Source organism: Streptomyces griseoruber (genome assembly GCF_001514205.1).
GTDB classification, from domain to species: domain Bacteria; phylum Actinomycetota; class Actinomycetes; order Streptomycetales; family Streptomycetaceae; genus Streptomyces; species Streptomyces griseoruber.
In genome coordinates, this window is record NZ_KQ948765.1 from 839,637 (window position 1) to 865,199 (window position 25,563).

Here is a 25,563-nt window from a genome sequence, read left to right on the forward strand (position 1 = left end):
GGGGGCGCTCACTCCTCGTAGCCTCCGCCTTCCCTTCCGTACGCACGCGTTTTCCGGAAGACTCCTGGAAGTTTCGGCACCGCGCCCGGAACGAGGCGACGGAGGTGGGGGAATGACGGCGGACGACACGGCATCCGCAGGCCGGGGCAAGGTCACCATCACGGAGATCGCCCGCCGGGCCGGTGTCTCGGTGCCGACCGTCTCCCGGGTGGTCAACGGCCGCTCCGACGTCTCCCCGCGCACCCGGGCGCGCGTCGAGGAACTGCTGCGGGAACACGGCTACCGCAAACGCCCCGCCACCCCCTCCGCGACCCGCGCGGCCCTGCTCGACCTGGTCTTCAACGACCTCGACAGCCCTTGGGCGGTGGAGATCATCCGGGGGGTCGAGGAGGTCGCCCACGCGGCCGGGGTGGGCACCGTCGTCTCGGCGATCCACGGCCGCTCCGGGGACGCCCGCGAGTGGATGCGCAATCTGCGCGCCCGCGCCTCCGACGGCGTCATCCTGGTCACCTCGGCCCTGGAGCCCACGCTGCACGAGCAGTTGCGCATCCTGAACGTCCCGCTGGTGATCGTCGATCCGATGGGCTCCCCCGCCCTCGACACCCCGACGATCGGCGCCGCCAACTGGTCCGGCGGCCTCGCCGCCACCCAGCATCTGCTGGCCCTGGGCCACCGCCGCATCGGCCTGATCGCGGGCCCGCCCCGGCTGCTGTGCTCCCGCGCCCGCCACGACGGCTACCGCGCCGCCCTGGAGGCGGCCGGCCTCTCCGTCGACGAAAGCCTCGTCGTCCCCGGCGACTTCCACCCCGAGTCGGGCTTCACCGGCTGCACGGCACTCCTCGGCCTCCCCGAACCGCCGACCGCGCTCTTCGCGGCGAGCGACCAGATGGCCCTCGGCGCGATCGAGGCGCTGCGCCGGCGCGGTCTGCGCGTCCCGGAGGACATGAGCGTGGTCGGTTTCGACGACCTTCCGGAGGTCCGCTGGTCGGCGCCGCCGCTGACCACCGTCCGCCAACCCCTGGCCGACATGGGCAAGCTGGCCGCCCGCACGGTCCTGCGCCTGGCCCGCGGCGAGCACCCCGACTCGCCGCGGGTGGAACTGGGCACGGAGTTGGTGATCCGCTCGAGCACGGCACCGCCGAAGGGCGAGGGCGTCTCCCGGATCCTCGAAGATCGGGGAGACGCCCCCTAGCCGAGCGCCTCCCGGATCGCCGTGTACGCCGGCTTCGGCGCGAGCTGCTCGTCCCAGGGCAGGGCGGCTCCCTGGCCGGGGAAGAAGGCCGGGATCCAGGAGTACTTGTCGGTGTAGTCCCAGACCGTGATGCCGACGCACCGCCGCACCGCGAGGCAGGCCTCGGTCAGATCGCCGTACCACTCGGCCTGCTGGGCCAGCTTCTCCTCGGTCGCGGGCAGCAGCATCCGGATGTCGACCTCGGTGAGCGCGGTGTCGAGGCGCAGGCGGGCGAAGCGGCGGAGGTTGTCCTCCAGGGTGGTCGGATAGCCGTACTGGAGGGCGAGATGGGCCTGGAGGCCGATGCCGTGCAGCGGGACGCCCTGTGCCTTCAGCTCCTTGGCCAGGCGGTAGTAGGCGTCGCTCTTCGGGCCGACGGCCTCGATGTTGTAGTCGTTGAGGTACAGCTTGGCCCGGGGGTCGGCCTGGTGGGCCCAGCGCAGGGCGTCGGCGATGTAGCCGGGGCCGAGGGTCTTGTAGAAGACGGTCTCGCGGTAGGTGCCGTCCTCGTTGAACGCCTCGTTGACGACGTCCCAGGCGTAGACCTTGCCCCGGTAGTGGCGCACCTCGGTCTGGATGTGGTTCTTCAGTACGGCGCGCAGCTCGTCGGCCGTCCACTCCCGGCCCGTGAGCCAGCCGGGCAACTGGCTGTGCCAGACGAGGGTGTGGGCGCGCACCTTCTGGTGGTTCGCCCGGGCGAGGTTCACGATCTCGTCGCCCTTGGTCCAGTCGAAGACGCCCTGCTGCGGCTCGGTGGCGTACCACTTCATGCCGTTGCCGGGGGTGATCATGTCGAACTCGCTGCCGAGGATCCGTGTGTAGGCGGTGTCGGTGAGTTCGGGGTTGTCGGTGGCGCTGCCGAAGTAGCGGCCGTGGCGCTGGGCCAGGTCCGCGAGGGTGGTCCGGGGTTTCTCGTGGGCCTGGGCGGCGGGCCCGCCGGCGATCCCGGCGGCGACCAGGACGGCGGCGAGTGCTCCGGCGAGTCTCAGCCGGGTGCGGACGGTGCTGGACATGGTGCGACTCCTCACGGTCGGTGGGGCGTGGGCAGGCGCGGGTCATCCCTTCGTGGCGCCGGTGGCGAGACCGCCGACGAGCTGGCGCTCGGCGACGGAGTAGAAGGCCAGGGCGGGAACCATGGCGAGGACGAGATAGGCGAAGATCCGGGCGTACTCGGAGGAGTACTGGCCCTGGAACTGCTGCACACCGATCGGGAGCGTCCACCAGGAGGGCTCGTTGAAGACCAGCAGCGGCAGCAGGAAGTTGTTCCAGCTGGCGACGACGGCGAGCACGGAGACCGTGCCGAGCGCGGGCCGGGCCATCGGCAGCAGGATCCGCCAGAAGAAGCCGAGCGGCCCGCAGCCGTCGAGGGTCGCCGCCTCCTCCAGCTCGGCCGGTATCTCCCGGAAGAAGCCGCGCAGGATGACGATCGTCATCGGCACCCCGAAGGCCGCCTGCGGCAGGATCACCCCGAGCGGGTTGTCCAGCAGGTCCATCGAGCGCAGCAGCAGGAACAGCGGCAGGACCGCCACCGCGAACGGGAACATCAGGCCCATCGTGAACAGCGTGAACAGCAGCTCACGGCCCCGGAAGGCGAACCGGGCGAAGGAGAACGCGGCGAGCGCGGACACCGCGACCACCACCACCGTCGTCCCGGCCGCGATCACCGTGCTGCTGCCGAGCAGCTGCCAGAAGGAGCCCGAGCCGAGGATGTCGGTGTAGTTGGAGGTGACCCACGGGTCGGGCAGCCCGAAGGGGTTGCGGGAGAGCTGGTCGGTCGACTTGAAGCCGGACAGCACGGCGTACAGCAGCGGTACGGCCATCACGGCGCCGACGACCACCAGTACGGCGTGCACGGGAAGGGTCCGGCCTCTTCTGCGGACGCTCACGAGCCGCCTCCTCGCATGGTCGTGGTGGCGCCCTCCAGATCGCGGCGGAGCACGAACCGCTGGTAGGCCAGGGCGAAGACGAGGCTGATGCCGAAGATGACCACACTGATCGCGCTGGCGTAGCCGACCTGGTAGCGCTTGAAGCCGTACTGGAACATGGTCACGGCCATCGTCTCGGAGTGATGGTCGGGGCCGCCGGCCGTGACGATCCACACGAGGTCGAAGAGCTGGATGGAGCCGATCACCGACAGGAAGACGCTGATCCGCAGGGTGGGCGCGAGCAGCGGCAGGGTGACGCTGCGGAACCGCTGCCAGGGCCCGGCCCCGTCGATCAGCGCGGCCTCGGTCAACTCGGCCGGGATGGACTGGAGTCCGGCCAGGTAGAGCATCATGTGGAAGCCGAAGTACTTCCAGGTCATGACCAGGAACAGGGTGGCCATCACGGTGGAGGGGTCGGCGAACCACTGCCCCCCGAGCCCGTCCAGGCCCACCGCGCCCAGCAGATGGTCGGCCAGTCCGTCGTCGGGGGCGAAGATCATGCTGAACAGCACGCCGGTGATCGCCTCGGAGAGGATGTACGGCGCGAAGAACAGCATGCGGTAGACGGCCCGGCCGCGGATCCGCTGGTTGAGGGCGACCGCGAGGGCGAGCGCGAACGGCAGCTGGAGCAGCAGGGAGAGTCCGACCAGGACGAGGCAGCGCCACAGGTCGCCGAGGAAGACCGGGTCCTGGAAGAGGCGGGTGAAGTTGTCGCCGCCGATGAAGTCCTCGGGCATCCCGAAGCCGCCCCATCGGAAGAACGCGGCGTACAGCGCGAACAGCATCGGCAGCAGCACGAGCGTGCCGAAGAGCACCAGGGCGGGCACCTGGAAGCCGACGGCGGTGAGCCAGTGCAGCACCCGGCGGCGGGTCCGGCCGGCGGCCGCGGGGAGGGGCGGCGGTCGGCCGGTGTCCGGGGCGCTGCGCTTGTCCGGGAGGTAGGTCGAGGCCATCCGGCTACTGCTCTTCCTTGGCGACCTTGGTGATCGACTCGGTGACCTGCTGGGGGGACTTCGATCCGGCGATGAGTCCGGCGACGCTGTCGTTGACCTCCTGGCCGACGGCGGGCGCGTACGCCTGGTCGAGATAGAGCTGGAAGCCGGTGGCGGCCTTCAACTGGGCCTGTACGGCGGACAGGTTGGGGTCGGTGAGGGCGCTCTCGGCGGCGGGTACGACGGGCAGCACGCCGGTCTTCTTGACCAGCTCGGTGTCGGTGGCGGCCGAGGCGAAGAACTTCAGGAAGTCGACGGCCGCCTGCGGGGCGCCCTTGCGCAGCGCGTGTCCGCCGCCGCCGCCGAAGACCTCGGTGATCGCGCCCTGGCCGCTCTCGACCGCGGGGAACGGGAAGAACCCGAGGTCGACGCCGAGCCCCTTGCCCGCGTCGGCCTCGACCACCGGCGCCCACTGCCCCATCAGCTCCATGGCCGCCTTGCCGTTGCCCATGGTGGCGGCCTGGCCGGTGGGGGTGCTGTAGGCGGCGCCGAGGAAGCCCTTCTGGAACGGCTGGAGGTCGACGAGGTCCTGCAGATGCTGACCCGCCCGGACGAATCCGTCGCCGGTGAAGTCCTTGTCGTCGTTCGCCTTCCGCAGGGCGTCGATGCCGGCGGTGCGCATGGCGAGGTAGGCCCAGTAGTACATGCCCGGCCACTTCTCCTTGCCGGCCAAAGCAAGCGGGGTGATCCCGGCGGCCTTCAGCTTCTTCACGGCGTCGAGGAAGCCGCTCCAGGTGGTGGGGGGAGCCCCGAGGCCGGCCTTCTTGAAGAGCGCCTTGTTGTACCAGAAGCCGATCATGCCGATGTCGAAGGGGATGCCGTAGACCTTGTCGTCGAAGAGGTACGGCTCCCGGGAGACGGAGAGCAGCCCGTCCCCCCATCCCTTGCTCCTGTCGGTCAGGTCCTCGACGAGCCCGGCGTCGATCTGCTGCTTGAGGACCCCGCCGCCCCAGGTGTGGAAGATGTCGGGCAGCTTTCCGGAGGCGGTCAGCGCGGTCATCTTCGACTTGTAGGGGTCGTTCTCCAGCTGGACGATCTTGACCTTGACCTTGGGGTTCCGGGCCTCGAACTGCTTGGCGAGTGCGGCCCAGACGTCCTTGGTGGGCTGGGTGGTGGAGATGTTCCACCACTCGATCGTGGTCGTCCCCGACGACCCTCCGTCCGAGTCGCCGCCGCAGCCGCTCAGTGCCGTCATGCTCACCCCGGCCGCGGCGGAGGCCGCCAGGAAGCCGCGGCGGGACAGTGCCGGGTCGCCCATCATGCGCTCCTTGGGTAGATCGAAAGTTTCGAACCAGATCCAGAAAGCTTCGCTGCTGCCGCACCCTAGAGACACCCTCCGACAGGTGGCAACCCCCTGAACACAGGGAATCCTGGCATCTGTTCATCAAGCGGAGACCGGCAGCGGCCCGGACGGCTCCGAAACATTCGGATCTGTCAGCGAACCTTACGAAGAGGCGCAGGAGCCAGGAGGGAGTGGCTGAAAAGCGCCTTCCGATCGGCGGCCCCCGACGCCTGGCCGCGACCAGTCTTAACGGAAGCTTGACGCCGTCCGGCCCATGATCCGCGGGCCTGTGCGTCACTCTCCGCTTACGCTGAAGCCGCCGTCCGCGTGATGGCCGAAACCCCACGCCGGACCCGCCCCCAGGAGCACGCGTATGGCCACCACCGAGCACCCTCCCCCCGGTCGCCTGCGCGCCTGGATGCTGGAGGGCCTGTCCGACATGGGCAAGGGCCATGCACAGCCGGGCCGGCGGGCCGAGGCCGAGCCCGCGCACAAGGGCCAGCGCTGGTACCGGGTGATGTGCCTGACCGGTGTCGACTACTTCTCCACCCTCGGTTACCAGCCCGGCATCGCCGCGCTCGCGGCCGGTCTGCTGTCACCCATCGCGACCATCGTGCTGGTGATCGTCACCCTGGCCGGCGCGCTGCCGGTCTACCGGCGGGTGGCCGACGAGAGCCCCCACGGCGAGGGCTCGATCGCGATGCTGGAGCGGCTGCTGTCCTTCTGGCAGGGCAAGCTGTTCGTCCTGACCCTGCTGGGCTTCGCCGCCACCGACTTCCTGATCACCATCACCCTGTCGGCCGCCGACGCCTCCACCCACCTGGTCGAGAACCCCCATCTGACCAGCGCCCTGCACAACCAGCAGATGATCATCACCCTGACGCTCGTCGCCCTGCTCGGCGCGGTGTTCCTCAAGGGCTTCCTGGAGGCCATCGGCGTCGCGGTGGCCCTGGTCGGCGTCTATCTCGCGCTGAACGTCGTGGTCGTGATCGTCGGCTTCTGGCACGTGGTCACCGCGGGCCATGTCGTCACCGACTGGGCCGACGCCCTGACCGCCGAGCACGGCAATGTCTTCGCGATGATCGGCGTGGCCCTGATCGTCTTCCCCAAGCTGGCCCTGGGCCTGTCCGGCTTCGAGACCGGCGTCGCCGTCATGCCGCACGTCAAGGGCGACCCGGGCGACACGGAGGAGACCCCCAGGGGCCGGATCCGGGACACCAAGAAGCTGCTCACCACCGCCGCCCTGATCATGAGCGTCTTCCTGATCGCGACCAGCTTCATCACCACGCTGCTGATCCCGGAGAAGGAGTTCGAACCCGGCGGCCAGGCCAACGGCCGCGCCCTCGCCTATCTGGCCCACGAGTACCTGGGCAGCGCCTTCGGCACGGTCTACGACATCTCGACCATCGCGATCCTCTGGTTCGCCGGCGCCTCCGCGATGGCCGGCCTGCTCAACCTGATGCCCCGCTACCTGCCGCGCTACGGCATGGCCCCGCACTGGGCGCGCGCGGTCCGCCCGATGGTCATCGTCTTCACCCTGATCGCCTTCCTGGTCACCTGGATCTTCGACGCCGACGTCGACGCCCAGGGCGGTGCCTACGCCACCGGCGTACTGGTGCTGATCAGCTCCGCCGCGATCGCCGTGACCATCGCGGCCCACAAGGCCGGACAGCGCAACTGGACGATCGGCTTCGCGGTCATCTCGGCGGTGTTCCTCTACACCACGGTCGTCAATGTCATCGAGCGCCCGGACGGTGTGAAGATCGGCGCCTGCTTCATCGCCGGCATCATCCTCGTCTCCCTCCTCTCCCGGCTGGCCCGCGCCTTCGAGCTGCGTGTGACGAGCGTGACGCTGGACCCGATGGCGGAACGTTTCATCCGGGACATGGCCAGCCGCAAGCTACGGTTCATCGCCAACGAGCCCGACCAGCGCGACCAGCGCGAGTACCGCGACAAGATCGAGCAGATCCGCGAGGACAACGACCTCCCCGGCGAGGACTTCGTCTTCGTCGAGGTGACGGTCCTCGACCCCTCCGAGTTCGAGGCGGGACTGACGATCCGCGGCGAGGTGCTGCACAACCGCTACCGGGTGCTGACCCTGGAGTCCTCCTCCATCCCGAACGCCCTGGCCGCCCTGCTGCTGCACACCCGCGACACCACCGGCTGCCTCCCGCACATCTACTTCGAGTGGACCGAGGGCAACCCGTTCGCCAACTTCCTGCGCTTCTTCCTCTTCGGCCAGGGCGAGGTCGCCCCGGTCACCCGCGAGGTCCTGCGCGAGGCCGAACCGGACCGCGCCCGCCGGCCCCGGGTCCACACCGGCTGACCTCGCCGCGCCTACGGCGGCCAGGGGGCGCCCCCTGGCCGCCGTAGGCCCCCTCCGCCGCCCCCTCGTGCGCCGCGGCCCTATCGTGACCCGCATGCAGAGCTACACAATCGGACAGGCGGCACGGCTGCTCGGCGTGAGCCCCGACACCGCGCGCCGCTGGGCGGACGCCGGCCGGGTGGCGACCCACCGGGACGAGGGCGGACGGCGCCTCATCGACGGCAAGGACCTCGCCGCGTTCTCGGTCTCCCTCGCCCGCACGGACCACGCCGACGAAGAGGCCCCGTACACCTCGGTCCGCAACGCCTTCCCCGGCATCGTCACCGCGATCAAGCTCGGCGACGTCGCCGCCCAGGTGGAGATCCAGGCCGGCCCGCACCGGCTGGTCTCCCTGCTGACCCGGGAGGCCGTCGAGGAACTGGGCCTGGAGGTCGGCATGGAGGCCACCGCCCGCGTGAAGTCCACGAACGTGCACATCGACCGCGTCTGAACCGCGGCGGGCTGCCCCCTCCGTACGAACGCACATGCGTGCCCCACACCCAGCTCACCCCGGATTATGCGAAGCCCCAGAAGACGCCTGCCTTGCATATGCGGCATCATCATGATGTTGGGCCGTTCGAGGGACCGCAGAAACCGAGGAGTACACCGTGATGACCCGTACCGAGCGCCGTACCCGCCGCGCCGTGCAGGTGACCGGCGCGGGATTCGCCGCGCTGCTGGCCCTGAGCGCCTGCTCCTCCGACGACTCCGGCGGCACATCGGCCAAGCCCGACGCCTCGTCCTCCTCCGCCTCCCCCGAGCTCTCCGGCACGGTCACGGTCTTCGCGGCCGCCTCGCTGAAGGAGAGCTTCACCTCGCTCGGCCAGGAGTTCGAGAAGGCGCACCCGGGCACGAAGGTCACCTTCAACTTCGGCGGCAGCGACACCCTGGCCGCGAGCATCACGGGCGGTGCCCCCGCCGATGTGTTCGCCTCCGCCAGCCCCAAGACCATGGCGATCGTGACCGACGCCAAGGACAACGCCACCGAGCCGGTCACCTTCGCGCGCAACCAGCTGGAGATCGCGACCCTGCCGGGCAACCCCGACAAGGTCTCCTCCCTCGAGGACCTCACCAAGTCCGGTCTGAAGGTCGTGCTGTGCGACAAGGAGGTGCCCTGCGGCGCCGCCGCCCAGAAGGCGCTGGAGGCCGGCAGCCTCGAGCTCACCCCGGTCTCCTACGAGCAGGACGTCAAGGCCGCCCTGACGAAGGTCGAGCTGAAGGAGGCGGACGCGGCCGTCGTCTACAAGACCGATGTGCACGCCGCGGGTGACAAGGTGGAGGGCGTGGAGTTCCCCGAGTCCGCCGACGCCGTCAACGACTACCCGATCGCCCTGCTGAAGGACGCCCCCAACGCCGAGGCCGCCGAGGCCTTCATCGCACTGGTCCGCTCCGCCGACGGGCAGAAGGTCCTCACCGCGGCCGGGTTCCTCCAGCCGTGACCCCACCCGTGAAGCAGGCCGCCGCGGACACCCTGGAGGGCGGCCCGCGGCGCGCCCGCGTCCGCGTCCGCGTCCGCACGGGCATCCCGCTCGCCCTGCTCCTGCCCGCCCTGCTCGGCCTCGCCTTCCTCCTCCTGCCGCTGGTCGCGCTCCTCGTCCGGGCACCCTGGCACACCCTGCCCGAGCAGCTGACCGGCGCCGAGGTCTGGCAGGCCCTGCGGCTGTCGCTGGTGTGCGCCACGGCGGCGACCGCGGTGAGCCTGGTGATCGGAGTGCCGCTGGCCTGGCTGCTGGCCCGCACCGACTTCCCCGGCCGGGGCCTGGTCCGCGCCCTGGTGACCCTGCCGCTGGTCCTGCCCCCGGTGGTGGGCGGTGTGGCCCTGCTGCTGGCCCTCGGCCGCAACGGCGTGGTCGGCCAGTGGCTGGACTCCTGGTTCGGCGTCACGCTTCCCTTCACCACGGCCGGCGTGGTCGTCGCCGAGACGTTCGTGGCGATGCCGTTCCTCGTCATCAGCGTCGAGGGCACGCTCCGCGCGGCCGACCCGCGCTACGAGGAGGCCGCCACCACCCTCGGCGCCTCCCGCTTCACCGCCTTCCGCCGGGTCACGCTCCCCCTGATCGCACCGGGCATCGCGGCCGGCGCCGTGCTGGCCTGGGCCCGCGCCCTCGGCGAGTTCGGGGCGACCATCACCTTCGCGGGCAACTTCCCGGGGCGTACCCAGACCATGCCGCTCGCCGTGTACCTCGCCCTCCAGAGCGACCCGGAGGCGGCCATCGCCCTCAGCCTGGTGCTCCTCGCCGTGTCCATCGCCGTCCTCGCCGGGCTGCGCGACCGCTGGATGACCGCGTCATGACCACGCTGCGCAAGGACACCCCCGTGTCACCGGCCCCGCCCGTCGAGGGCCTCGACGCCCGCCTCGTCGTCGACCGCGGCGCCTTCCGCCTCGACGTCGCCCTGACCGCCGCCCCCGGCGACGTCGTGGCACTCCTCGGACCCAACGGCGCCGGCAAGACCACCGCCCTGCGCGCCCTCGCCGGTCTCGTCCCGCTCACCGGCGGGCACCTCCGCCTGGACGGCACGGCCCTGGAGCGCACACCGCCGGAGGCCCGCCCGGTCGGCGTGGTCTTCCAGGACTACCTGCTGTTCCCGCACCTCAGCGCCCTGGACAATGTCGCGTTCGGGCCGCGCTGCCACGGCGCGAGCAAGGCGCAGGCCCGCGCCGTGGCCGCCGCGTGGCTGGACCGCATGGGGCTGGCCGCGCACACCGGCGCCAAGCCCCGCCGGCTCTCCGGCGGCCAGGCCCAGCGCGTCGCCCTGGCCCGCGCCCTCGCCGTCCACCCCCGTCTGCTGCTCCTCGACGAGCCCCTCGCCGCCCTGGACGCCCGCACCCGGCTGGAGGTGCGGGCCCAGCTCCGCCGCCATCTGGCCGAGTTCGAGGCGGTCGCCGTCCTCGTCACGCACGACCCGCTGGACGCCATGGTCCTCGCGGACCGCCTGGTCGTCGTCGAGGAGGGCCGGGTCGTCCAGGAGGGCGGCCCCGCCGACATCGCCCGCCATCCGCGCACCGAGTACATCGCCCAGCTGGTCGGCCTGAACCTCTACCGGGGCCGGGCCGACGGCCACGCGGTGCGCCTGGACACCGGTCCGGCCATCACCACCACGGAGATCCTCACCGGGCCGGTGTTCGTCGCGTTCCCGCCGAGCGCGGTCACCCTCCACCGCGACCGCCCCACCGGCTCCAGCGCCCGCAACCTCTGGCGGTGCGAGGTCGCGGGCCTGGAAACCCACGGCGACCAGATCCGGGCCGCCCTCACGGGCGAACTCCCCCTCGCCGCCGACCTCACGACGGTCGCCGCGGCCGAACTGGACCTGCACCCGGGCGCGGCGGTCTGGGCGACAGTCAAGGCGGCACAGACCCATGCATACCCGGCATGAGGCACTCGGGGCCCTAGCGTGGGTGCCCATGACCCTGAGCATCCGCAATCAGCTCCCCGGCACCGTCACCGCCGTCCACCCCGGCGAGGTCATGGCCACCGTCCACGTCCGTCTGGACGGCGGACAGGACCTCACGGCAGCCATCACCCTGGAGGCCGTGCAGGACCTCGGCCTCACCCCCGGCACCGCCGTCCGCGCCCTGGTGAAGTCGACGGAGGTCTCCCTGGCCACCAACCGCGTCGAGGGCCTGTCGATCCGCAACCAGGTCCCCGGCGCCATCATCGGCCTGACGACCGGCACGGTCATGGCCGTCGTGAGGGTCTCCGTGGCCGGCGGTGAGCTCACCGCGGCGATCACCAAGGACGCGGCCACCGACCTCGGGCTCTTCGTGGGCTCCGACGTCGTCGCCCTGATCAAGGCGACCGAGGTGTCCCTGGAGACGGTCTGAGGACGCGCAAGGGCCCGTCCGACACCCGGACGGGCCCTCCACCGCCTGCCTGATCAGTCCTCGTACGCGTCCAGCGGCGGGCACGAGCAGACCAGGTTCCGGTCGCCGAAGGCCTGGTCGATCCGGCGCACCGGCGGCCAGTACTTGTCGGCGACGGACACCCCGGCCGGGAAGACGGCCTCCTCACGGGTGTACGCGTGCTCCCACTCCCCGCCGAGCGCACCGGCGGTGTGCGGTGCCTGGCGCAGCGGGTTGTCCTCCGCCGGCCAGTCCCCCGCGCCCACCTTCTCGATCTCCGCGCGGATGGCGATCATCGCCTCGCAGAACCGGTCCAGCTCGATGATGTCCTCGGACTCGGTCGGCTCGATCATCAGCGTCCCCGCCACCGGGAACGACATGGTCGGCGCGTGGAAGCCGTAGTCGATCAGCCGCTTCGCCACGTCGTCCACGCTCACCCCGGTCGCCTTGGTCAGCGGCCGCAGGTCGATGATGCACTCGTGCGCGACCAGCCCGCCCGGGCCGGTGTACAGCACCGGGTAGTGCGGCTCGAGCCGCTTGGCGATGTAGTTGGCACTGAGCACCGCCACCTGGGTGGCCCGCTTCAGCCCCTCGCCGCCCATGAGCCGGACGTACGCCCACGAGATCGGCAGGATCCCCGCCGATCCCCAGGGCGCGGCCGAGATCGGCCCCACACCCGTCTCGGGCCCGGCGGCGGGCTGGAGCGGGTGGTTCGGCAGATACGGCGCGAGGTGCGAGCGTACGGCCACGGGGCCGACGCCGGGACCGCCGCCGCCGTGCGGGATGCAGAAGGTCTTGTGCAGGTTCAGGTGGGAGACGTCACCGCCGAAGTGGCCCGGCTTCGCCAGCCCGACGAGCGCGTTGAGGTTGGCGCCGTCGACGTAGACCTGTCCGCCCGCCTCGTGGACCCGGGCGCAGATGTCGGCGACGTGCTCCTCGAACACGCCGTGCGTCGACGGGTACGTGATCATCAGCACGGCCAGTTCGTCGCGGTGAAGTTCGATCTTCGCCCGCAGGTCCTCGACGTCGATCTCGCCGTCCTCGGCGGTCTTCACGACGACGACCTTCATACCCGCCATCACGGCGCTCGCCGCGTTGGTGCCGTGCGCGGAGGACGGGATCAGGCACACGGTCCGCTGCTCGTCCCCGCTGGCCCGGTGATAGCCGCGCACCGCCAGCAGCCCGGCCAGCTCGCCCTGCGACCCGGCGTTGGGCTGGAGCGACACCTTGTCGTACCCGGTGACCTCGGCGAGCCGCTCCTCCAGCTCACGGATGAGCGTGAGGTAGCCCTCGGCCTGCTCGGCGGGTGCGAAGGGGTGCAGCTGCCCGAACTCGGGCCAGGTGACCGGCTCCATCTCGGTGGTCGCGTTGAGCTTCATGGTGCACGAGCCCAGCGGGATCATGCCCCGGTCGAGCGCGTAGTCCCGGTCGGCGAGCCGGCGCAGATAGCGCAGCATCGCGGTCTCGGAGCGGTGCTGGTGGAACACGGGGTGGGTGAGGATCGCGTCGGAGCGCAGCAGCCCCTCGGGCAGCGCCTCCCCGGCGGCCGCGTCGAGCGCCTCGACGTCCCCGTCCACGCCGAAGGCGGCCCATACGGCGGCCAGCTGGGCCCGCGCCGTGGTCTCGTCGCACGCGATCGAGACGTGGTCCGCGTCGACGAGGCGCAGGTTGACCCCGCGCCCGCGGGCGTCGGCGACGACCTCGCCGGCCTTGCCCGGCACCCGCACGGTCAGCGTGTCGAAGTAGGAGCCGTGCACGACATCGACGCCGCCGGCCGTAAGTCCCGCGGCGAGGATCGCGGCGTAGCGGTGGGTGCGCCCGGCGATCGCCCGCAGCCCGTCGGGCCCGTGGTAGACGGCGTACATCCCGGCCATGACCGCGAGCAGCACCTGGGCGGTACAGATGTTGCTGGTGGCCTTCTCCCGGCGGATGTGCTGCTCACGCGTCTGGAGCGCGAGCCGGTAGGCCTGGTGTCCGTCCGCGTCCACGGACACCCCGACGAGCCGTCCGGGCAGGCTGCGGGCGAACTTCTCCTGCACCGCCAGGTATCCGGCGTGCGGCCCGCCGAAGCCCATCGGCACACCGAACCGCTGCGTCGTCCCGACCGCGATGTCCGCGCCCAGCTCACCGGGCGACTTCAGCAGCGTCAGCGCGAGCAGATCGGCGGCGACGGTGACGAGCGCGCCGAGCCCGTGCGCCTGCTCGATCACGGCCTTGATGTCGCGTACGGCTCCGGAGGCTCCCGGGTACTGGAGCAGCACGCCGTTGATCTCACGTCCGGCGACCTCGGCCGGGATGCCCTCGCCGAGATCGGCGACCACGATCTCCACGCCCGTCGGCTCGGCACGGGTCCGCAGCACGGCGATGGTCTGGGGCAGCACATCGGCGTCGACCAGGAAGAGGCCCTTCTTGTTCTTCCCCATGCGCCGGGACAGGGCCATCGCCTCGGCGGCGGCCGTGCCCTCGTCGAGCAGCGAGGCACCGGAGGTGGGCAGCCCGGTGAGGTCGGCGACCATGGTCTGGAAGTTCAGCAGCGCCTCGAGCCGGCCCTGTGAGATCTCCGGCTGGTAGGGCGTGTAGGCCGTGTACCAGGCCGGGTTCTCCATGACGTTGCGCAGGATCACCGGCGGCGTGAAGGTGCCGTAGTAGCCGAGTCCGATCATGGAGTCGAGGACCTGGTTGCGGTCGGCCAGCGAGCGCAGCTCCGCCAGGACCTCGGCCTCGGTGCGCGCGTCCGGCAGGTCCAGCGCATCGGCGTTCTTGATCACGTCCGGGACCGCGGCGGCGGTCAGTTCGTCGAGCGAGCCGTAGCCGACCTGCGCGAGCATCTTGGCCCGCGCCTCCTGGTCGGGCCCGATGTGACGCTGCTCGAAGGGGATACCCCGTTCGAGCTCGGAGAGCGGAATGCGATCGGCGGTCATTTCTGAGGCCTCCTGGTCTGACGCGACCTTCGAGGGGCACCATGGCGCGGGTACCCGGACGGCCTCCCCCTCTGTCATCTCAACCTGAGAGCTTCACCGGCCGCCACCGGGGCAGCCGGCTTTCACCGTCGGTGAGGACGGAGGCCGTCGACGCCGTCGACATCCGTCCTGCTTTCCAGAGTGACCTCGTCCGCGCGGTACGTGTGCCTGAGAGATTCCGGGGAGGAGTTGCTCCTTCGGCGCCTCCGGTGAACTCCGGAGGACTCTCCCGCACGGGGTCAGCAGCCGTTGTCAGACTACCAGCGAGGTCCATGAGGCCTGCTCGAGTGGCCGCTCGTCCCAATGTGTTCTTTTGTAGTGCTTACGGATGAGTTGCGACCAAGTGGAGGGCCCGTGCAGACCGACATCGATCCGCGCAACCTGATCGGCCGCAAGGCGTTCGACCGCAACGGCACCAAGATCGGCACCGTCGACGAGGTCTACCTCGACGACGCGACCGGTGTGCCCGAGTGGGCCGCCATACGCACCGGACTCTTCTCCCGGGACGCCTTCGTCCCCCTCGAGCCCAGCGAACTGGTCGAGGGCGCCCTCCACGTCCCCTTCGACCGGGCCCTGATCAAGGACGCCCCCGACTTCGGCGTGGGCCGGCACCTCTCCCCGGAACAGGAACTCCAGCTCTACCACCACTACGGTCTCGACGTCGCCGCTCCTCCGCCCCTCCCGGACCATGACTTCGGCCGACTGGCGGGCACGGACGAGAGCTGACCACCCAGAGCTGACCGACGCGTGTCATCCGATGTCGCCGAATCCCCCGGCATGCTCCGGGAGCGGGGGACCGGGATCCCGCTCGTCCTCGCCGTCCTCGCCGTCCTCGCCCGGTCTTCGCCGCACCAGCGGCAACGGCTCCGCCGACGCCAGGTCCGGATCCTCCACCCGGAAGGTCCGCACCCGCCCCGGCTCCGACTCGGGAGTCTCGAACCGCACGGTGACCCGGCCCAGCCCGCTCCCCTGCACCCAGCCGTGCCCCAGCTCGGCATGGACCACGTCATACCCGGGGCGCCACCGGTGCTCGACCGGCACGGCCTCCCGCACGGCGGGTTCCTCGGGAACCTCCTCCTCGGTCCCCTCGCCCCGCTCCTCCCCCGCCGCCTGGGCGAACAGGTCCTCCTGGGTGAAGTCCGCCAGACCGCTGACACCGACCCCGAGCAACCGCACTCCGCCCGTGGTGTCGACGGAGTCCAGCAGACGCCCGGCGGCCTCCCGCACCACCACCGGATCGTCCGTGGGCCCGCGCAACGTCTCCGACCGGGTGAGCGTGGAGAAGTCGTAGCGCCGCACCTTCAGCACGATCGTCCGCCCGGACAGACCGGAGCCGCGCAGTCTGCGCACGCAGCGCTCCGCCAGCCGCTTCACCTCCAGCTCCACCCGCACCCGGTCGTGGATGTCGACGTCGTAGGTGTCCTCGACCGACACCGACTTGGCCTCCCGCTCCGCGACCACGGGCCGGTCGTCGCGGGCCAGCGCCATCGCGTACAGCCCGTGCCCGTGCGCCTTGCCCACGAGGCGCACGAGTTCGTCCTCACCGGCCTCGGCGAGCTCGTCGACCGTGGTGATCCCGGCCCGGCGCAGATGGTCCCCGGTGGCCGGGCCGACCCCGGGCAGTGTCCGCACCGACATCGGCCCGAGCAGGGCCCGCTCGGTACCGGGCTCGATGAGCACCAGACCGTCGGGCTTGGCCTGCTCGGAGGCGATCTTCGCGAGCATCTTCGAGGCGGCCAGGCCCACCGACCCGGTGAGGCCCGTGACCGCCCGGATCTCCGCCCGCAGCCGGATGCCGGCCAGCCGCGCCGACTCGCCGTCCCAGGCCGCTCCCCCGGCCTCCAGATCCACGAACGCCTCGTCCAGGCTCAGCGGCTCCACGAGCGGCGACAGCGCCCGCAGCAGCCCCATGACCTGGTCGCTGATCTGGCGGTAGAAACCGAAGCGCGGGACGAGATAGGCGGCGTTCGGGGCCAGCCGGCGCGCCTGGGCCGTGGGCATCGCCGAGTGCACCCCGAAGGCGCGGGCCTCGTAGGAGGCGGTGGCCACCACCCCACGCGGCCCGATACCGCCCACGATCACGGCCTTCCCCCGCAGGCTCGGCTTGGACGCCTGCTCCGCCTGGGCGTAGAAGGCATCCATGTCGAGATGCAGGATCGTGGGCGCGTTTCTCACATCTCCGATGCTGCACCACGCCACTGACAATGCGGCCGCCCGGCGGGGCGGGGCTTCAGACCGCCCGGTTGCGTCGGCGCGCCAGCTCGTCCGCCGGGTTGGGCCCGACGAGCGTCTCACCGGTGTCGACCCGCTCGCCGTGCAGCTGCGACAGCGCGCTCTCCACATCCCGCCAGACCACGCCGACGGCGATCCCGAAGATGCCCTGACCGCCCTGGAGCAGTGCGTGGACCTCGTCGGGCGAGCTGCACTCGTAGACCGTCGCACCGTCGCTCATCAGCGTCATCCGCTCCAGATCGCGGAAGCCGCGCTCACGCAGATGCTGGACGGCCGTACGGATGTTCTGCAGCGACACCCCGGTGTCGAGGAACCGCTTGACGATCTTCAGGACGACGACGTCCCGGAAGCTGTACAGCCGCTGTGTCCCCGACCCGTACGCGGGCCGCACACTCGGCTCGACGAGGCCGGTGCGGGCCCAGTAGTCGAGTTGCCGGTAGGTGATGCCGGCGGCCGCACAGGCCGTCGGTCCGCGGTAGCCGATCTGCTCGGACGCCATGGACGCCGCCCCTCCGCTGCTCGGCACGGCCGCGGGTCGCTGCGGGGCCGCGTGCTCGGCCGCGCCGCCCTGGTGGGGATATCCCCTGCCCGGGCGTAGCCGAGAGCTCGGGGGAGGGTACGGACCGCTTCCCCCGACACCGAGTCCGGGGGCACCCCCAGCCGTACCGTCGCCGCTGCTTCTCACGCCGACCTCCGTCCTTGACCTGCCTTCTCGACGGTAGGCAGTCACCAGGGGTGCGTCAACGATCGCCACACTCGCCACGCCGAGTGATAATCACCCTAGGAGTGGTTTCCCGCACCCCACCGCGGGGAAAGGCTAGCCGAATGCGTGGAGAAGGAGCCGTAGGACGCTCACACGCGCCGCTGGCAAGTGCCGCAAACGGGGCGGCCGACCTGCGGCCTTCCTGGTGCCTCGGGCCGCACTCCGGCTACTGGTTGCTGGTGCCGAAGTCCTCGGGCGAGATCTGGTCGAGGAACTCGCGGAACTTCTCCACCTCGTCCTCCTGCTCGTCCGGAATGGCGATGCCCGCGTCGTCGAGCACCGTGTCGCTGCCGAAGATCGGCGTCCCGGTGCGCAGCGCCAGCGCTATGGCGTCGGACGGGCGCGCGCTCACCTCGACGCCGCTGGCGAAGACCAGCTCCGCGTAGAAGACGCCCTCCCGCAGATCCGTGATGCGCACCTCGGTGAGCTCCTGGCCGACGGCTTCCAGCACGTCCTTGAACAGGTCGTGGGTCAGCGGTCGCGCCGGGGCCATGCCCTGCTGGGCGAAGGCGATCGCCGTCGCCTCCCCCGGTCCGATCCAGATGGGGAGGTAACGGTCGCCTCCCACTTCACGCAGCAGCACGATCGGTTGGTTGGAGGGCATTTCGACCCGGACACCTACGACATCGAGCTCGTTCACACAGCAACCCTAGGCCGTGCCCGGGACGTTTGGGTAGTCGGGCCGGGAACGGGTGACCGATCCGCCGAGGGCGAAACCGGTGGCTCAGGGCAACCGGACGCCGAGAGCGGTCTGCACGAGCGCCGCGTGCAGCCGGACCGTGAGCCCCGCCAGCTCCTTCGTACGGGCCTCGGCGTGCGCCCTGGTCTGCGGGTTGCGGTGGCGCCTCAGCGGGGCGACCACCTGGTCCACCAGCCCCGCCTCACGGTCCGCCGCGGCCTTCATCACCCGCAGATGCCGGGGTTCGATCCCGAACCGCCCCAGCTCGGCGACGAGCGAGGCGACCGTGGCGGCCTCGGCGTCGTAGACCCCGTTCTCCAGCGGGACCAGCAGCCCGTAGGACTCCCACTCCACCAGCGCCGACTCGTCGATCCCGGCGGCCGCGAGCAGCTCGGCCCGCCCGATCCGGGCCGCCGTGGGCCCCTCGACGGGCTCCGGAAGGGCCTCTCCGTCCCGCTGCCGGCCCACGGTCGGCAACGGCACGGCCTCGCCCCGCTCCATGGCGTCCAGATGCTCCCGGATCACCTTGAGCGGCAGATAGTGGTCCCGCTGCATCCTCAGCACGTGGCCCAGGCGCTCGACGTCCTGCGCGCTGAACTTGCGATACCCCGAGGGGGTCCGCTGGGGCTCGATCAGCCCCTCCGCCTCCAGGAAACGGATCTTGGAGATGGTGACCTCGGGAAACTCGTCCCGCAGCGCGTTCAGTACGGTGCCGATGCTCATGGGACCAGCGTCCGCGGCGGCGGTGCCGTCCCCGGCACCGCCCCTCGGTGTTCGAAGCATGGACCTTCCCTTGGTTCCCCCCGGATGGACTCCGGGGGAGGGTCAGTAACCCTGCTGGCTCGCGTAGAAGACCAGCCGGTACTTGCCGATCTGCACCTCGTCACCGTTCGACAGAGGGACCTCGTCGATCCGCTCCCGGTTGACGTACGTGCCGTTCAGACTCCCGACGTCCGCGACCTTGAAGGTGCCGTCCGGGTTGCGACGGAACTCCACATGGCGACGCGAGACCGTCACGTCGTCCAGGAAGATGTCGCTCTGCGGATGGCGCCCGGCCGTCGTCAGGTCGCCGTCCAGCAGGAAGCGGCTGCCCGAGTTCGGACCACGACGGACGACCAGCAGCGCCGAACCCAGCGGCAGCGCGTCGACCGCGGCCTGCGCCTCCGGGGAGAGCGCCGGCAGCTGGGTCTGGCCGGTGACCTCGGAGTCGTAGGCCTCGAGACCGGAGATGGAGATGGTGGAGGTCGTCTCCGACGCACGCTCCGGCGTCAGACCGGGACGCAGCGGCGCGCCACAGTTGGAGCAGAAGCGGCTGTTCTCCGCGTTGCGGTTACCGCACCTCGTACACACCAGGGCCGACATGGGAGAAAACCCTCCACCCGTACTTGAGGTTGACGGTTGGCCGAAACCTATGCCGCCGGACTGTGCGGGGTCAACAGACGCCGCGCCCTGCCCTCCGGAAATGTCACCTCCCGGGCCGGACATCTGGTCCCGGAACAGCGGCCGCTGGCCCTCCGCGTCGGGCTGTGCACGATGCCGGGCAGTCGCGTTGTCGCTGCCCTCTCGCGCGCTCTTGCCGAACAACTTCGCAAACAACTTCACGGGCGATTCCCCTTGACCGAAACAGACCCGCCCGTGGGGCAGGACGAACCCAGAATGAATACACCGGCCGACCCGGACACCTTCACAACGTCCGTATCCACCAGACAGTTTCCACCACGCACCACCCGATCGGTGCGTCGACCCCCCGCAACCTCATGCCCCTGCCGGACGGCCCCCATGCACCCCCGGTTCACTGGGAGGACGACCGAGCGTAGTCAGGCTGCTTCGCCGCTCGCAAGGCGTCCACGACGATCTTGTCCGACCGCTCGACGGTCACGGTGGCCTGCTCCTTCTCAAGAGTCTGCACCACGCCTCCAGGGATGTTCAGCGCCGGTTCGAGGTCCTGCGGGTTGCCGATGACCTTGAAACGAAACGGCGCGTTGATCTTGTTCCCGTCGACGCTCACGCTGCCGTCCGCATCCGTCAGATAGGTGCCGGCGACCACCCGCACGTCGTTGACCTGGATCGCCTCGGCGCCGGCGGCGCGCAGCTCCTGGATCGCGTCGAGCAGCATGTCCGCCTCGACCGTCCCCTTCGTGTCCTCGATGGTCATCGTGATGCCCGGCCCCTGCGCGGCCACCGTGCCCGCCAGGATGCCGAGTTGTTTCTCCTTCTCCACCGTCTGCTTACGGGCCTCCTCGGCCTGGTCGGAGCTGTTCTCCAGCTCCGCCCGCTGCTTCTCGAGTCCCTGCTTCTCGTCCTCAAGACGCTGACTGCGGTCATCCAGTTCATCGAGGATGCGCACAAGATCCTCCTGGCGCGCGCCGCGCAGGGCGTTCCCGCTGTCGCTGTTGGAGGCGACCTGGACGGCCAGGCCGAAGCCGAGCCCGAACAGCAGCAGGGCGACGATGAGTTGGGCCCGGGTGACGCGCGGCGGCCACAGCCCCTTCGCCAGCCGCTGCCGGCCGGTCAGCGCGGGCTCGGCGGCCTCCCGGTCCTCCTCGACCGCGACAGGGGGCGCCGGGACCTCTTCCGGCAGCTCCTTGCGCAGTCTGTTCTCGGCCACCTCGTCCTGGTTGCTCATCGGCGTCACGCCCGGAAGACGTGCCGGCGGATCGCCGCGGCGTTGGAGAAGATCCGGATGCCGAGCACGACCACGACGCCCGTGGACAGCTGGGCGCCCACGCCCAACTTGTCGCCCAGGAAGACGATCAGCGCGGCCACGACCACGTTCGACAGGAACGACACCACGAAGACCTTGTCGTCGAAGATCCCGTCGAGCATGGCCCGCAGACCGCCGAAGACGGCGTCCAGCGCCGCCACGACGGCGATCGGCAGATAAGGCTCGACAACCGCCGGAACCTCGGGCCGGACCAACAGTCCGGCCACGACTCCCACGACGAGGCCCAGTACGGCGATCACGATGTGCCCTTCTCAGTTCTCGGCTCAGCTGTACGTACGATCACACTCGGTGCGGCGGGCAGCCGGACGTCGTCCTCCACGGAAATCGCCGTCCTGATGCCGTAGTTCTCCTGCAACACGTTCAGATAGACGCCGTCCGCGCTGTTCTGGAACTTGGTGCTGAGGTTTTTCCCGTCCCCCACCGCGAGCACCGTGTACGGCGGCACCAGCGGCTTGTTGTCGACCAGTATCGCGTCACCCGCGGCCCTGATCGCCGACAGCGCGGTCAGCCGCTGTCCGTTGATCGAGACGGCCTCGGCCCCCGACGCCCACAGTCCGTTGACCACCTTCTGCATGTCACGGTCACGGACCCGCCCGGTGTCCGAGAACCCGGAGGTCTCCCGCGGGTCGCCGTCACCGCCGGTGGTGGCCTCCTTGGCGTCGTTGACGACGAGCTTGATCCCGGGCCCGTGCACCTCCACGGCACCCGACAGGACGCTCACCAGGTCCGCCTGGCCGCCGCCACCGCTCTGCTTCAGCGCCTCGCGCTGCCGGGCGCTCACGTCGTCGCGCAGCCGGTCGACGGTGCGCTCCAGTTCGTCGGCCGCCTTGGTCTCGGCGTCGACGCGGTCGACCAGCTCCTCGCGCTCCTTGGCGACGACCGGGGCCGAGATACGCGCCTGGGCCGCCCCGACGGTCACCACGAGGGCCGCGAGCACCAGCCCGCCCGCGAGACCGAGCTTCGCCCGCAGTGTCTTCGGCAGACCGCCGGCGCCCTCGGACTCCTTGCGGGCGGCGGCCTCGGCATACCCGTCGTCGAGGCTGTGGTCCATGACGTTGGTGAGCAGCGACATGGACGCGTCCGGACGCGACACGCGCGCGGGTGTGCTCCGAACGGGGGGCTGCTGCGGCATGCCGCACATCGTCGCACGTCGCGACCACTACCTCCGAATGGCCCCACCGGCGAACCGGACAGGCCCCTTGCAGGCGCCTGTCCGGCACGCGCGTGTACTGCGCGGATCAGCGCCCGGCGCTGTCCACGACCGACGACCACTCGTCGAGCAGGGCCTGCGCGGAGGCGTCGTCGGGCCCCTCCGCCCACAGATGGGTGACGGCCTCGGCCGGGTCGGGCAGCACCATCACCCAGCGCCCGTCCGTCTCGACCACCCGCACGCCGTCCGTGGTGTCCACGAAGCGGTCTCCGGCCGCCTCGACGACCCGCCGCATCACCAGCCCCTTGACGGCCCACGGAGTCGCCAGATCCCGCTTCAGGACATGCGCCCGCGGAATCCGCGCGTCGATCTGGCTGAGCGTGAGCTGCGTCCGCGCCACCAGCCCGATCAGCCGCACGAAGGCGGCCGTACCGTCGAAGACACTGCTGAACTCAGGGACGATGAAGCCTCCCTTGCCGTCCCCGCCGAAGATGGTCGTCTCGTCCCGTCCGACCCGGGTCAGGTCGTCGGGCGAGGTCGTCGTCCACTCGACCTGCGTCCCGTGGTAGGCCGCCACCTGCTCGGCGATCCTCGTCGTGGTCACCGGCAGCGCCACTCGCCCGCTGCGCCGCTCCGCGGCCACCAGGTCGAGCAGCACCAGCAGTGCCCGGTCGTCCTCGATGATCCGGCCCTTCTCGTCGACGAGCGACAGCCGCTCGCCCACCGGGTCGAACCGCACCCCGAACGCCGCCCGTGACGAGGCCACGATCTCCCCGAGCCGTACGAGCCCCGAGCGCCGCTGATCACCCGTCTCCGTCGGCCTGGACTCGTTCAGACCGGGATTGATGGTCAGCGAGTCCACCCCCAGCTTCCCGAGCAGACTCGGCAGCACCAGCCCCGCACTGCCGTTCGACGCGTCGACCACGACCTTCAGCCCGGACTCCGCGATCCCGGTCGTGTCCACGTTCCGCAGCAGCGATCCGGTGTACGCATCGAACACGCTGGCCGGAAAGTACAGATCCCCGATCTCGCCCGGGAACGCCCGCCGGTACTCCTGCCGGGCGAACACCCGGTCCAGCTTGCGCTGACTGCCCTGGGACAGATCGGCACCCTGCCCGTCGAAGAACATGATGTCCACGGAGTCCGGCACCCCTGGCGAGGTCCGGATCATGATCCCGCCGGCCGACCCCCGCGCCGTCTGCTGCCGCGCCACGGGCAGCGGTACGTTCTCCAGATCCCGTACGTCGATGGCGCTGGCCTGCAACGCGGAGATGACCGCCCGTTTCAGTGCCCGGGCGCCACGGGAGTGGTCCCGGGCCGTGGTGACGGTGGAACCCTTCTTCAGCGTGGTCGCGTAGGCGCCGGCGAGCCGCACCGCCAGCTCCGGAGTGATCTCGACGTTCAGGATCCCGGACACCCCGCGGGCGCCGAAGAGATGCGCCTGGCCCCGGGACTCCCAGATCACCGAGGTGTTGACGAACGCGCCCGCCTCGATGGTCTTGAACGGATACACCCGTACATTGCCCTGCACGATCGATTCTTCACCGATCAGGCATTCGTCGCCGATGACGGCGCCGTCCTCGATCCGGGCGGCTCGCATGATGTCGGTGTTCCGTCCGACGACACAGCCGCGCAGATTGCTGTGCTGCCCGACGTACACGTTGTCGTGCACGACGGCCCTGTGCAGGAACGCCCCGCTCTTGACCACCACGTTCGAGCCGAGGACGGTGTGTTCACGGATTTCCGCGCCGGCCTCGACCTTGGCGTAGTCGCCGATGTACAGCGGTCCGCGCAGTTCGGCGTCGGGATGTACTTCGGCGCCTTCCGCCACCCACACTCCGGGGGAGATCTCGAAGCCGTCGAGCTCGACGTCGACCTTGCCTTCGAGGACGTCGGCCTGGGCCTTCACATAGCTCTCGTGGGTGCCCACGTCCTCCCAGTAGCCCTCGGCGATGAAGCCGTAGATCGGCTTGCCCTCCTTCATGAGCTGCGGGAAGACATCACCGGACCAGTCGACGGGTACATCGGCCTCGACGTACTCGAAGACCTCGGGCTCCATGACGTAGATGCCCGTGTTCACCGTGTCCGAGAAGACCTGGCCCCAGGTCGGTTTCTCGAGGAAACGCTCGACCTTGCCCTCTTCGTCGACGATGGTGATGCCGAATTCCAGCGGATTGGGCACACGCGTCAGACAGACGGTGACCATCGCGCCCTTTTCCTTGTGGAAGTTGATCAGCTCGGTGAGGTCGAAGTCGGTGAGAGCGTCGCCGGAGATCACGAGGAAGGCGTCGTCCTTCAACGCCTCCTCTGCGTTCTTGACGCTTCCGGCGGTTCCGAGTGGCTTCTCCTCATTGGCATAGCTGAGCTCCATTCCGAGCTCTTCTCCGTCACCGAAGTAGTTCTTGACCAGTGAGGCCAGGAACTGCACGGTGACGACGGTCTCGTTGAGCCCATGCCTTTTGAGCAGCCTCAGTACGTGCTCCATGATCGGCCGGTTGGCCACCGGCAGGAGCGGCTTGGGCATGCTCGAGGTCATTGGGCGAAGGCGTGTGCCTTCGCCTCCGGCCATCACGACGGCCTTCATGTCGGAAGCGTCCTCCTAGAAGAGACGACGGTCTAGCCGACTTCACCCATCCAGATTGTCCCGCACTTTTCCGAAGCGGGCCATCGAGCCACTACTGCCCCCGCCCTCGACGGGCTCAGCCGGCCATGGCGTCCGCACGAACGAGGCGGCGGACCTGTACCACGTAGAGGACTCCTGCCCACCAATAGAGCGTTGTACCCCACCCTGCGAACGCCCATCCGAAAATAGCAGCGAGTGACGCCAACCACCCACTTCCGTCACTGAGCAGGAGCAACGGGAAGGCGTACATCAGGTTGAACGTGGCCGCCTTACCCAGGTAGTTCACCTGCGGCGGCGGATAACCGTGTCGCCTGAGGATGCCCACCATCACCAGCAGAACCAGTTCCCTCGCAAGAAGTACAGCCGTCAACCAGACGGGCAGAATCTCCCGCCAGGTGAGGCCGACCAGGGTCGAAAGAATGTAGAGCCGGTCGGCAGCGGGATCGAGCAGCCGGCCGAGGCTGCTGACCTGGTTCCAGCGCCGCGCGAGCTTCCCGTCCAGGTAGTCGCTGACGCCACTCAGAGCCAGCACCAGGAGCGCCCAGCCGTCGCTCTGCGGACCCCCGAACTCGGGCCTGAGGATCAGCCACAGGAAGAGAGGCACGCCGAGGAGACGCGCCATGCTGAGGATGTTCGGGATGGTGAGGACCCGGTCTGTCTGGACGCGGGTCTCCTGGACCTCCACCCGGGGGCCTCCGTAGAAAACGAGCCAACGATGCCCCCTGACCCTACCTCAACGCAAAAAAGCTCTGGCTCTTGGGCCAGGTGGGCCCAAGAGCCAGAGCTCTAAAAGGA

Annotated in this window: 23 protein-coding genes and 1 riboswitch; of the genes, 8 read left to right on the plus strand and 15 right to left on the minus strand. The window is 70.2% G+C overall.

The features are described 5' to 3' along the window. Positions 1-112 precede the first annotated feature (112 nt). Positions 113-1,192 (plus strand): LacI family DNA-binding transcriptional regulator, encoded by a 1,080-nt coding sequence (locus AQJ64_RS12065; protein WP_055632224.1) that lies wholly within the window; start codon positions 113-115, stop codon positions 1,190-1,192. Here AQJ64_RS12065 and AQJ64_RS12070 read toward each other — a convergent pair. The 4 genes from AQJ64_RS12070 to AQJ64_RS12085 all read right to left on the minus strand — a co-directional run bounded on the left by AQJ64_RS12070 (position 1,189) and on the right by AQJ64_RS12085 (position 5,406). Next, the gene (locus AQJ64_RS12070; RefSeq protein WP_055632225.1) at positions 1,189-2,244 is read right to left on the minus strand and encodes an endo-1,4-beta-xylanase; all 1,056 of its coding nucleotides are present in this window, start codon (positions 2,242-2,244) and stop codon (positions 1,189-1,191) included. The two genes, AQJ64_RS12065 and AQJ64_RS12070, sit on opposite strands and share 4 nt — an antisense overlap. Positions 2,245-2,286: 42 nt before the next feature. After that, positions 2,287-3,051 (minus strand): carbohydrate ABC transporter permease, encoded by a 765-nt coding sequence (locus tag AQJ64_RS12075; RefSeq protein WP_240512496.1) that lies wholly within the window; start codon positions 3,049-3,051, stop codon positions 2,287-2,289. A 62-nt stretch (positions 3,052-3,113) separates the two neighbouring features. Then, on the minus strand, positions 3,114-4,109 hold the full coding sequence (locus AQJ64_RS12080; protein WP_055632227.1) for a carbohydrate ABC transporter permease: 996 nt from the start codon (positions 4,107-4,109) through the stop codon (positions 3,114-3,116). A gap of 4 nt (positions 4,110-4,113) precedes the next feature. Beyond that, complete coding sequence (locus tag AQJ64_RS12085; protein ID WP_055632228.1) at positions 4,114-5,406, minus strand: extracellular solute-binding protein; 1,293 nt, start codon at positions 5,404-5,406, stop codon at positions 4,114-4,116. A 397-nt stretch (positions 5,407-5,803) separates the two neighbouring features. Between AQJ64_RS12085 and AQJ64_RS12090 the strand changes: the two genes are divergently transcribed. From AQJ64_RS12090 to AQJ64_RS12115, 6 genes are all read left to right on the plus strand, one after another. Continuing rightward, on the plus strand, positions 5,804-7,756 hold the full coding sequence (locus tag AQJ64_RS12090; protein ID WP_055632229.1) for an APC family permease: 1,953 nt from the start codon (positions 5,804-5,806) through the stop codon (positions 7,754-7,756). A 94-nt stretch (positions 7,757-7,850) separates the two neighbouring features. Next, positions 7,851-8,246 (plus strand): TOBE domain-containing protein, encoded by a 396-nt coding sequence (locus AQJ64_RS12095; RefSeq protein WP_055634831.1) that lies wholly within the window; start codon positions 7,851-7,853, stop codon positions 8,244-8,246. Positions 8,247-8,406: 160 nt separating this feature from the next. After that, the gene (gene modA / locus AQJ64_RS12100; protein ID WP_055634830.1) at positions 8,407-9,234 is read left to right on the plus strand and encodes a molybdate ABC transporter substrate-binding protein; all 828 of its coding nucleotides are present in this window, start codon (positions 8,407-8,409) and stop codon (positions 9,232-9,234) included. After that, positions 9,231-10,088, plus strand: a complete 858-nt coding sequence (modB, locus tag AQJ64_RS12105) for a molybdate ABC transporter permease subunit (protein ID WP_055634829.1) — start codon at positions 9,231-9,233, stop codon at positions 10,086-10,088. The genes modA and modB overlap by 4 nt, the downstream gene beginning before the upstream one ends. Next, entirely contained in the window at positions 10,085-11,170 is a 1,086-nt protein-coding gene (locus AQJ64_RS12110) for an ABC transporter ATP-binding protein (RefSeq protein WP_055634828.1), read from the plus strand. Before modB ends, AQJ64_RS12110 begins: the two co-directional genes overlap by 4 nt. 28 nt (positions 11,171-11,198) lie before the next feature. After that, complete coding sequence (locus AQJ64_RS12115; protein WP_055634827.1) at positions 11,199-11,618, plus strand: TOBE domain-containing protein; 420 nt, start codon at positions 11,199-11,201, stop codon at positions 11,616-11,618. 53 nt (positions 11,619-11,671) lie between these two features. Here the strand turns inward: AQJ64_RS12115 and gcvP are convergent, their stop codons facing one another. Further along, a complete protein-coding gene (gcvP, locus tag AQJ64_RS12120; protein ID WP_055634826.1) occupies positions 11,672-14,557 on the minus strand; it encodes an aminomethyl-transferring glycine dehydrogenase in 2,886 nt (961 codons plus the stop codon). Between the two features lie 185 nt (positions 14,558-14,742). After that, a riboswitch (glycine riboswitch) is annotated at positions 14,743-14,838 on the minus strand. A gap of 112 nt (positions 14,839-14,950) precedes the next feature. On the opposite strand from gcvP, the gene AQJ64_RS12125 reads away from it, so the two are divergent. Continuing rightward, positions 14,951-15,322, plus strand: a complete 372-nt coding sequence (locus tag AQJ64_RS12125) for a PRC-barrel domain-containing protein (protein WP_055634825.1) — start codon at positions 14,951-14,953, stop codon at positions 15,320-15,322. 24 nt (positions 15,323-15,346) lie between these two features. Here the strand turns inward: AQJ64_RS12125 and AQJ64_RS12130 are convergent, their stop codons facing one another. The 10 genes from AQJ64_RS12130 to clsA form a co-directional block, all read right to left on the minus strand. Continuing rightward, positions 15,347-16,771: a DNA polymerase IV gene (locus tag AQJ64_RS12130; RefSeq protein ID WP_169809743.1), complete on the minus strand. Its 1,425-nt coding sequence runs from the start codon at positions 16,769-16,771 to the stop codon at positions 15,347-15,349. Positions 16,772-16,826: 55 nt separating this feature from the next. Then, positions 16,827-17,513, minus strand: coding sequence for a MerR family transcriptional regulator (locus tag AQJ64_RS12135; protein WP_079061595.1), 687 nt, complete (start codon positions 17,511-17,513; stop codon positions 16,827-16,829). Positions 17,514-17,757: 244 nt separating this feature from the next. Beyond that, positions 17,758-18,231: a bifunctional nuclease family protein gene (locus AQJ64_RS12140; protein WP_055634823.1), complete on the minus strand. Its 474-nt coding sequence runs from the start codon at positions 18,229-18,231 to the stop codon at positions 17,758-17,760. Between the two features lie 84 nt (positions 18,232-18,315). Then, positions 18,316-19,053, minus strand: a complete 738-nt coding sequence (gene ftsR / locus AQJ64_RS12145) for a transcriptional regulator FtsR (protein ID WP_055634822.1) — start codon at positions 19,051-19,053, stop codon at positions 18,316-18,318. Between the two features lie 42 nt (positions 19,054-19,095). Then, positions 19,096-19,980 carry a zinc-ribbon and FHA domain-containing protein gene (locus AQJ64_RS45580; protein ID WP_079061596.1) on the minus strand — a complete coding sequence of 295 codons (885 nt, stop codon included), beginning with the start codon at positions 19,978-19,980 and terminating at the stop codon, positions 19,096-19,098. Positions 19,981-20,062: 82 nt separating this feature from the next. Continuing rightward, entirely contained in the window at positions 20,063-20,896 is an 834-nt protein-coding gene (locus AQJ64_RS12155; RefSeq protein ID WP_055634820.1) for a DUF881 domain-containing protein, read from the minus strand. 5 nt (positions 20,897-20,901) lie between these two features. Next, the gene (locus AQJ64_RS12160; protein WP_003988855.1) at positions 20,902-21,234 is read right to left on the minus strand and encodes a small basic family protein; all 333 of its coding nucleotides are present in this window, start codon (positions 21,232-21,234) and stop codon (positions 20,902-20,904) included. Beyond that, entirely contained in the window at positions 21,231-22,136 is a 906-nt protein-coding gene (locus AQJ64_RS12165) for a DUF881 domain-containing protein (RefSeq protein WP_099053993.1), read from the minus strand. Before AQJ64_RS12165 ends, AQJ64_RS12160 begins: the two co-directional genes overlap by 4 nt. 97 nt (positions 22,137-22,233) lie before the next feature. Further along, positions 22,234-24,729: a mannose-1-phosphate guanyltransferase gene (locus AQJ64_RS12170; protein WP_055634818.1), complete on the minus strand. Its 2,496-nt coding sequence runs from the start codon at positions 24,727-24,729 to the stop codon at positions 22,234-22,236. A 115-nt stretch (positions 24,730-24,844) separates the two neighbouring features. Continuing rightward, positions 24,845-25,453 (minus strand): cardiolipin synthase ClsA, encoded by a 609-nt coding sequence (gene clsA / locus AQJ64_RS12175; RefSeq protein WP_055634817.1) that lies wholly within the window; start codon positions 25,451-25,453, stop codon positions 24,845-24,847. Positions 25,454-25,563 lie beyond the last annotated feature (110 nt).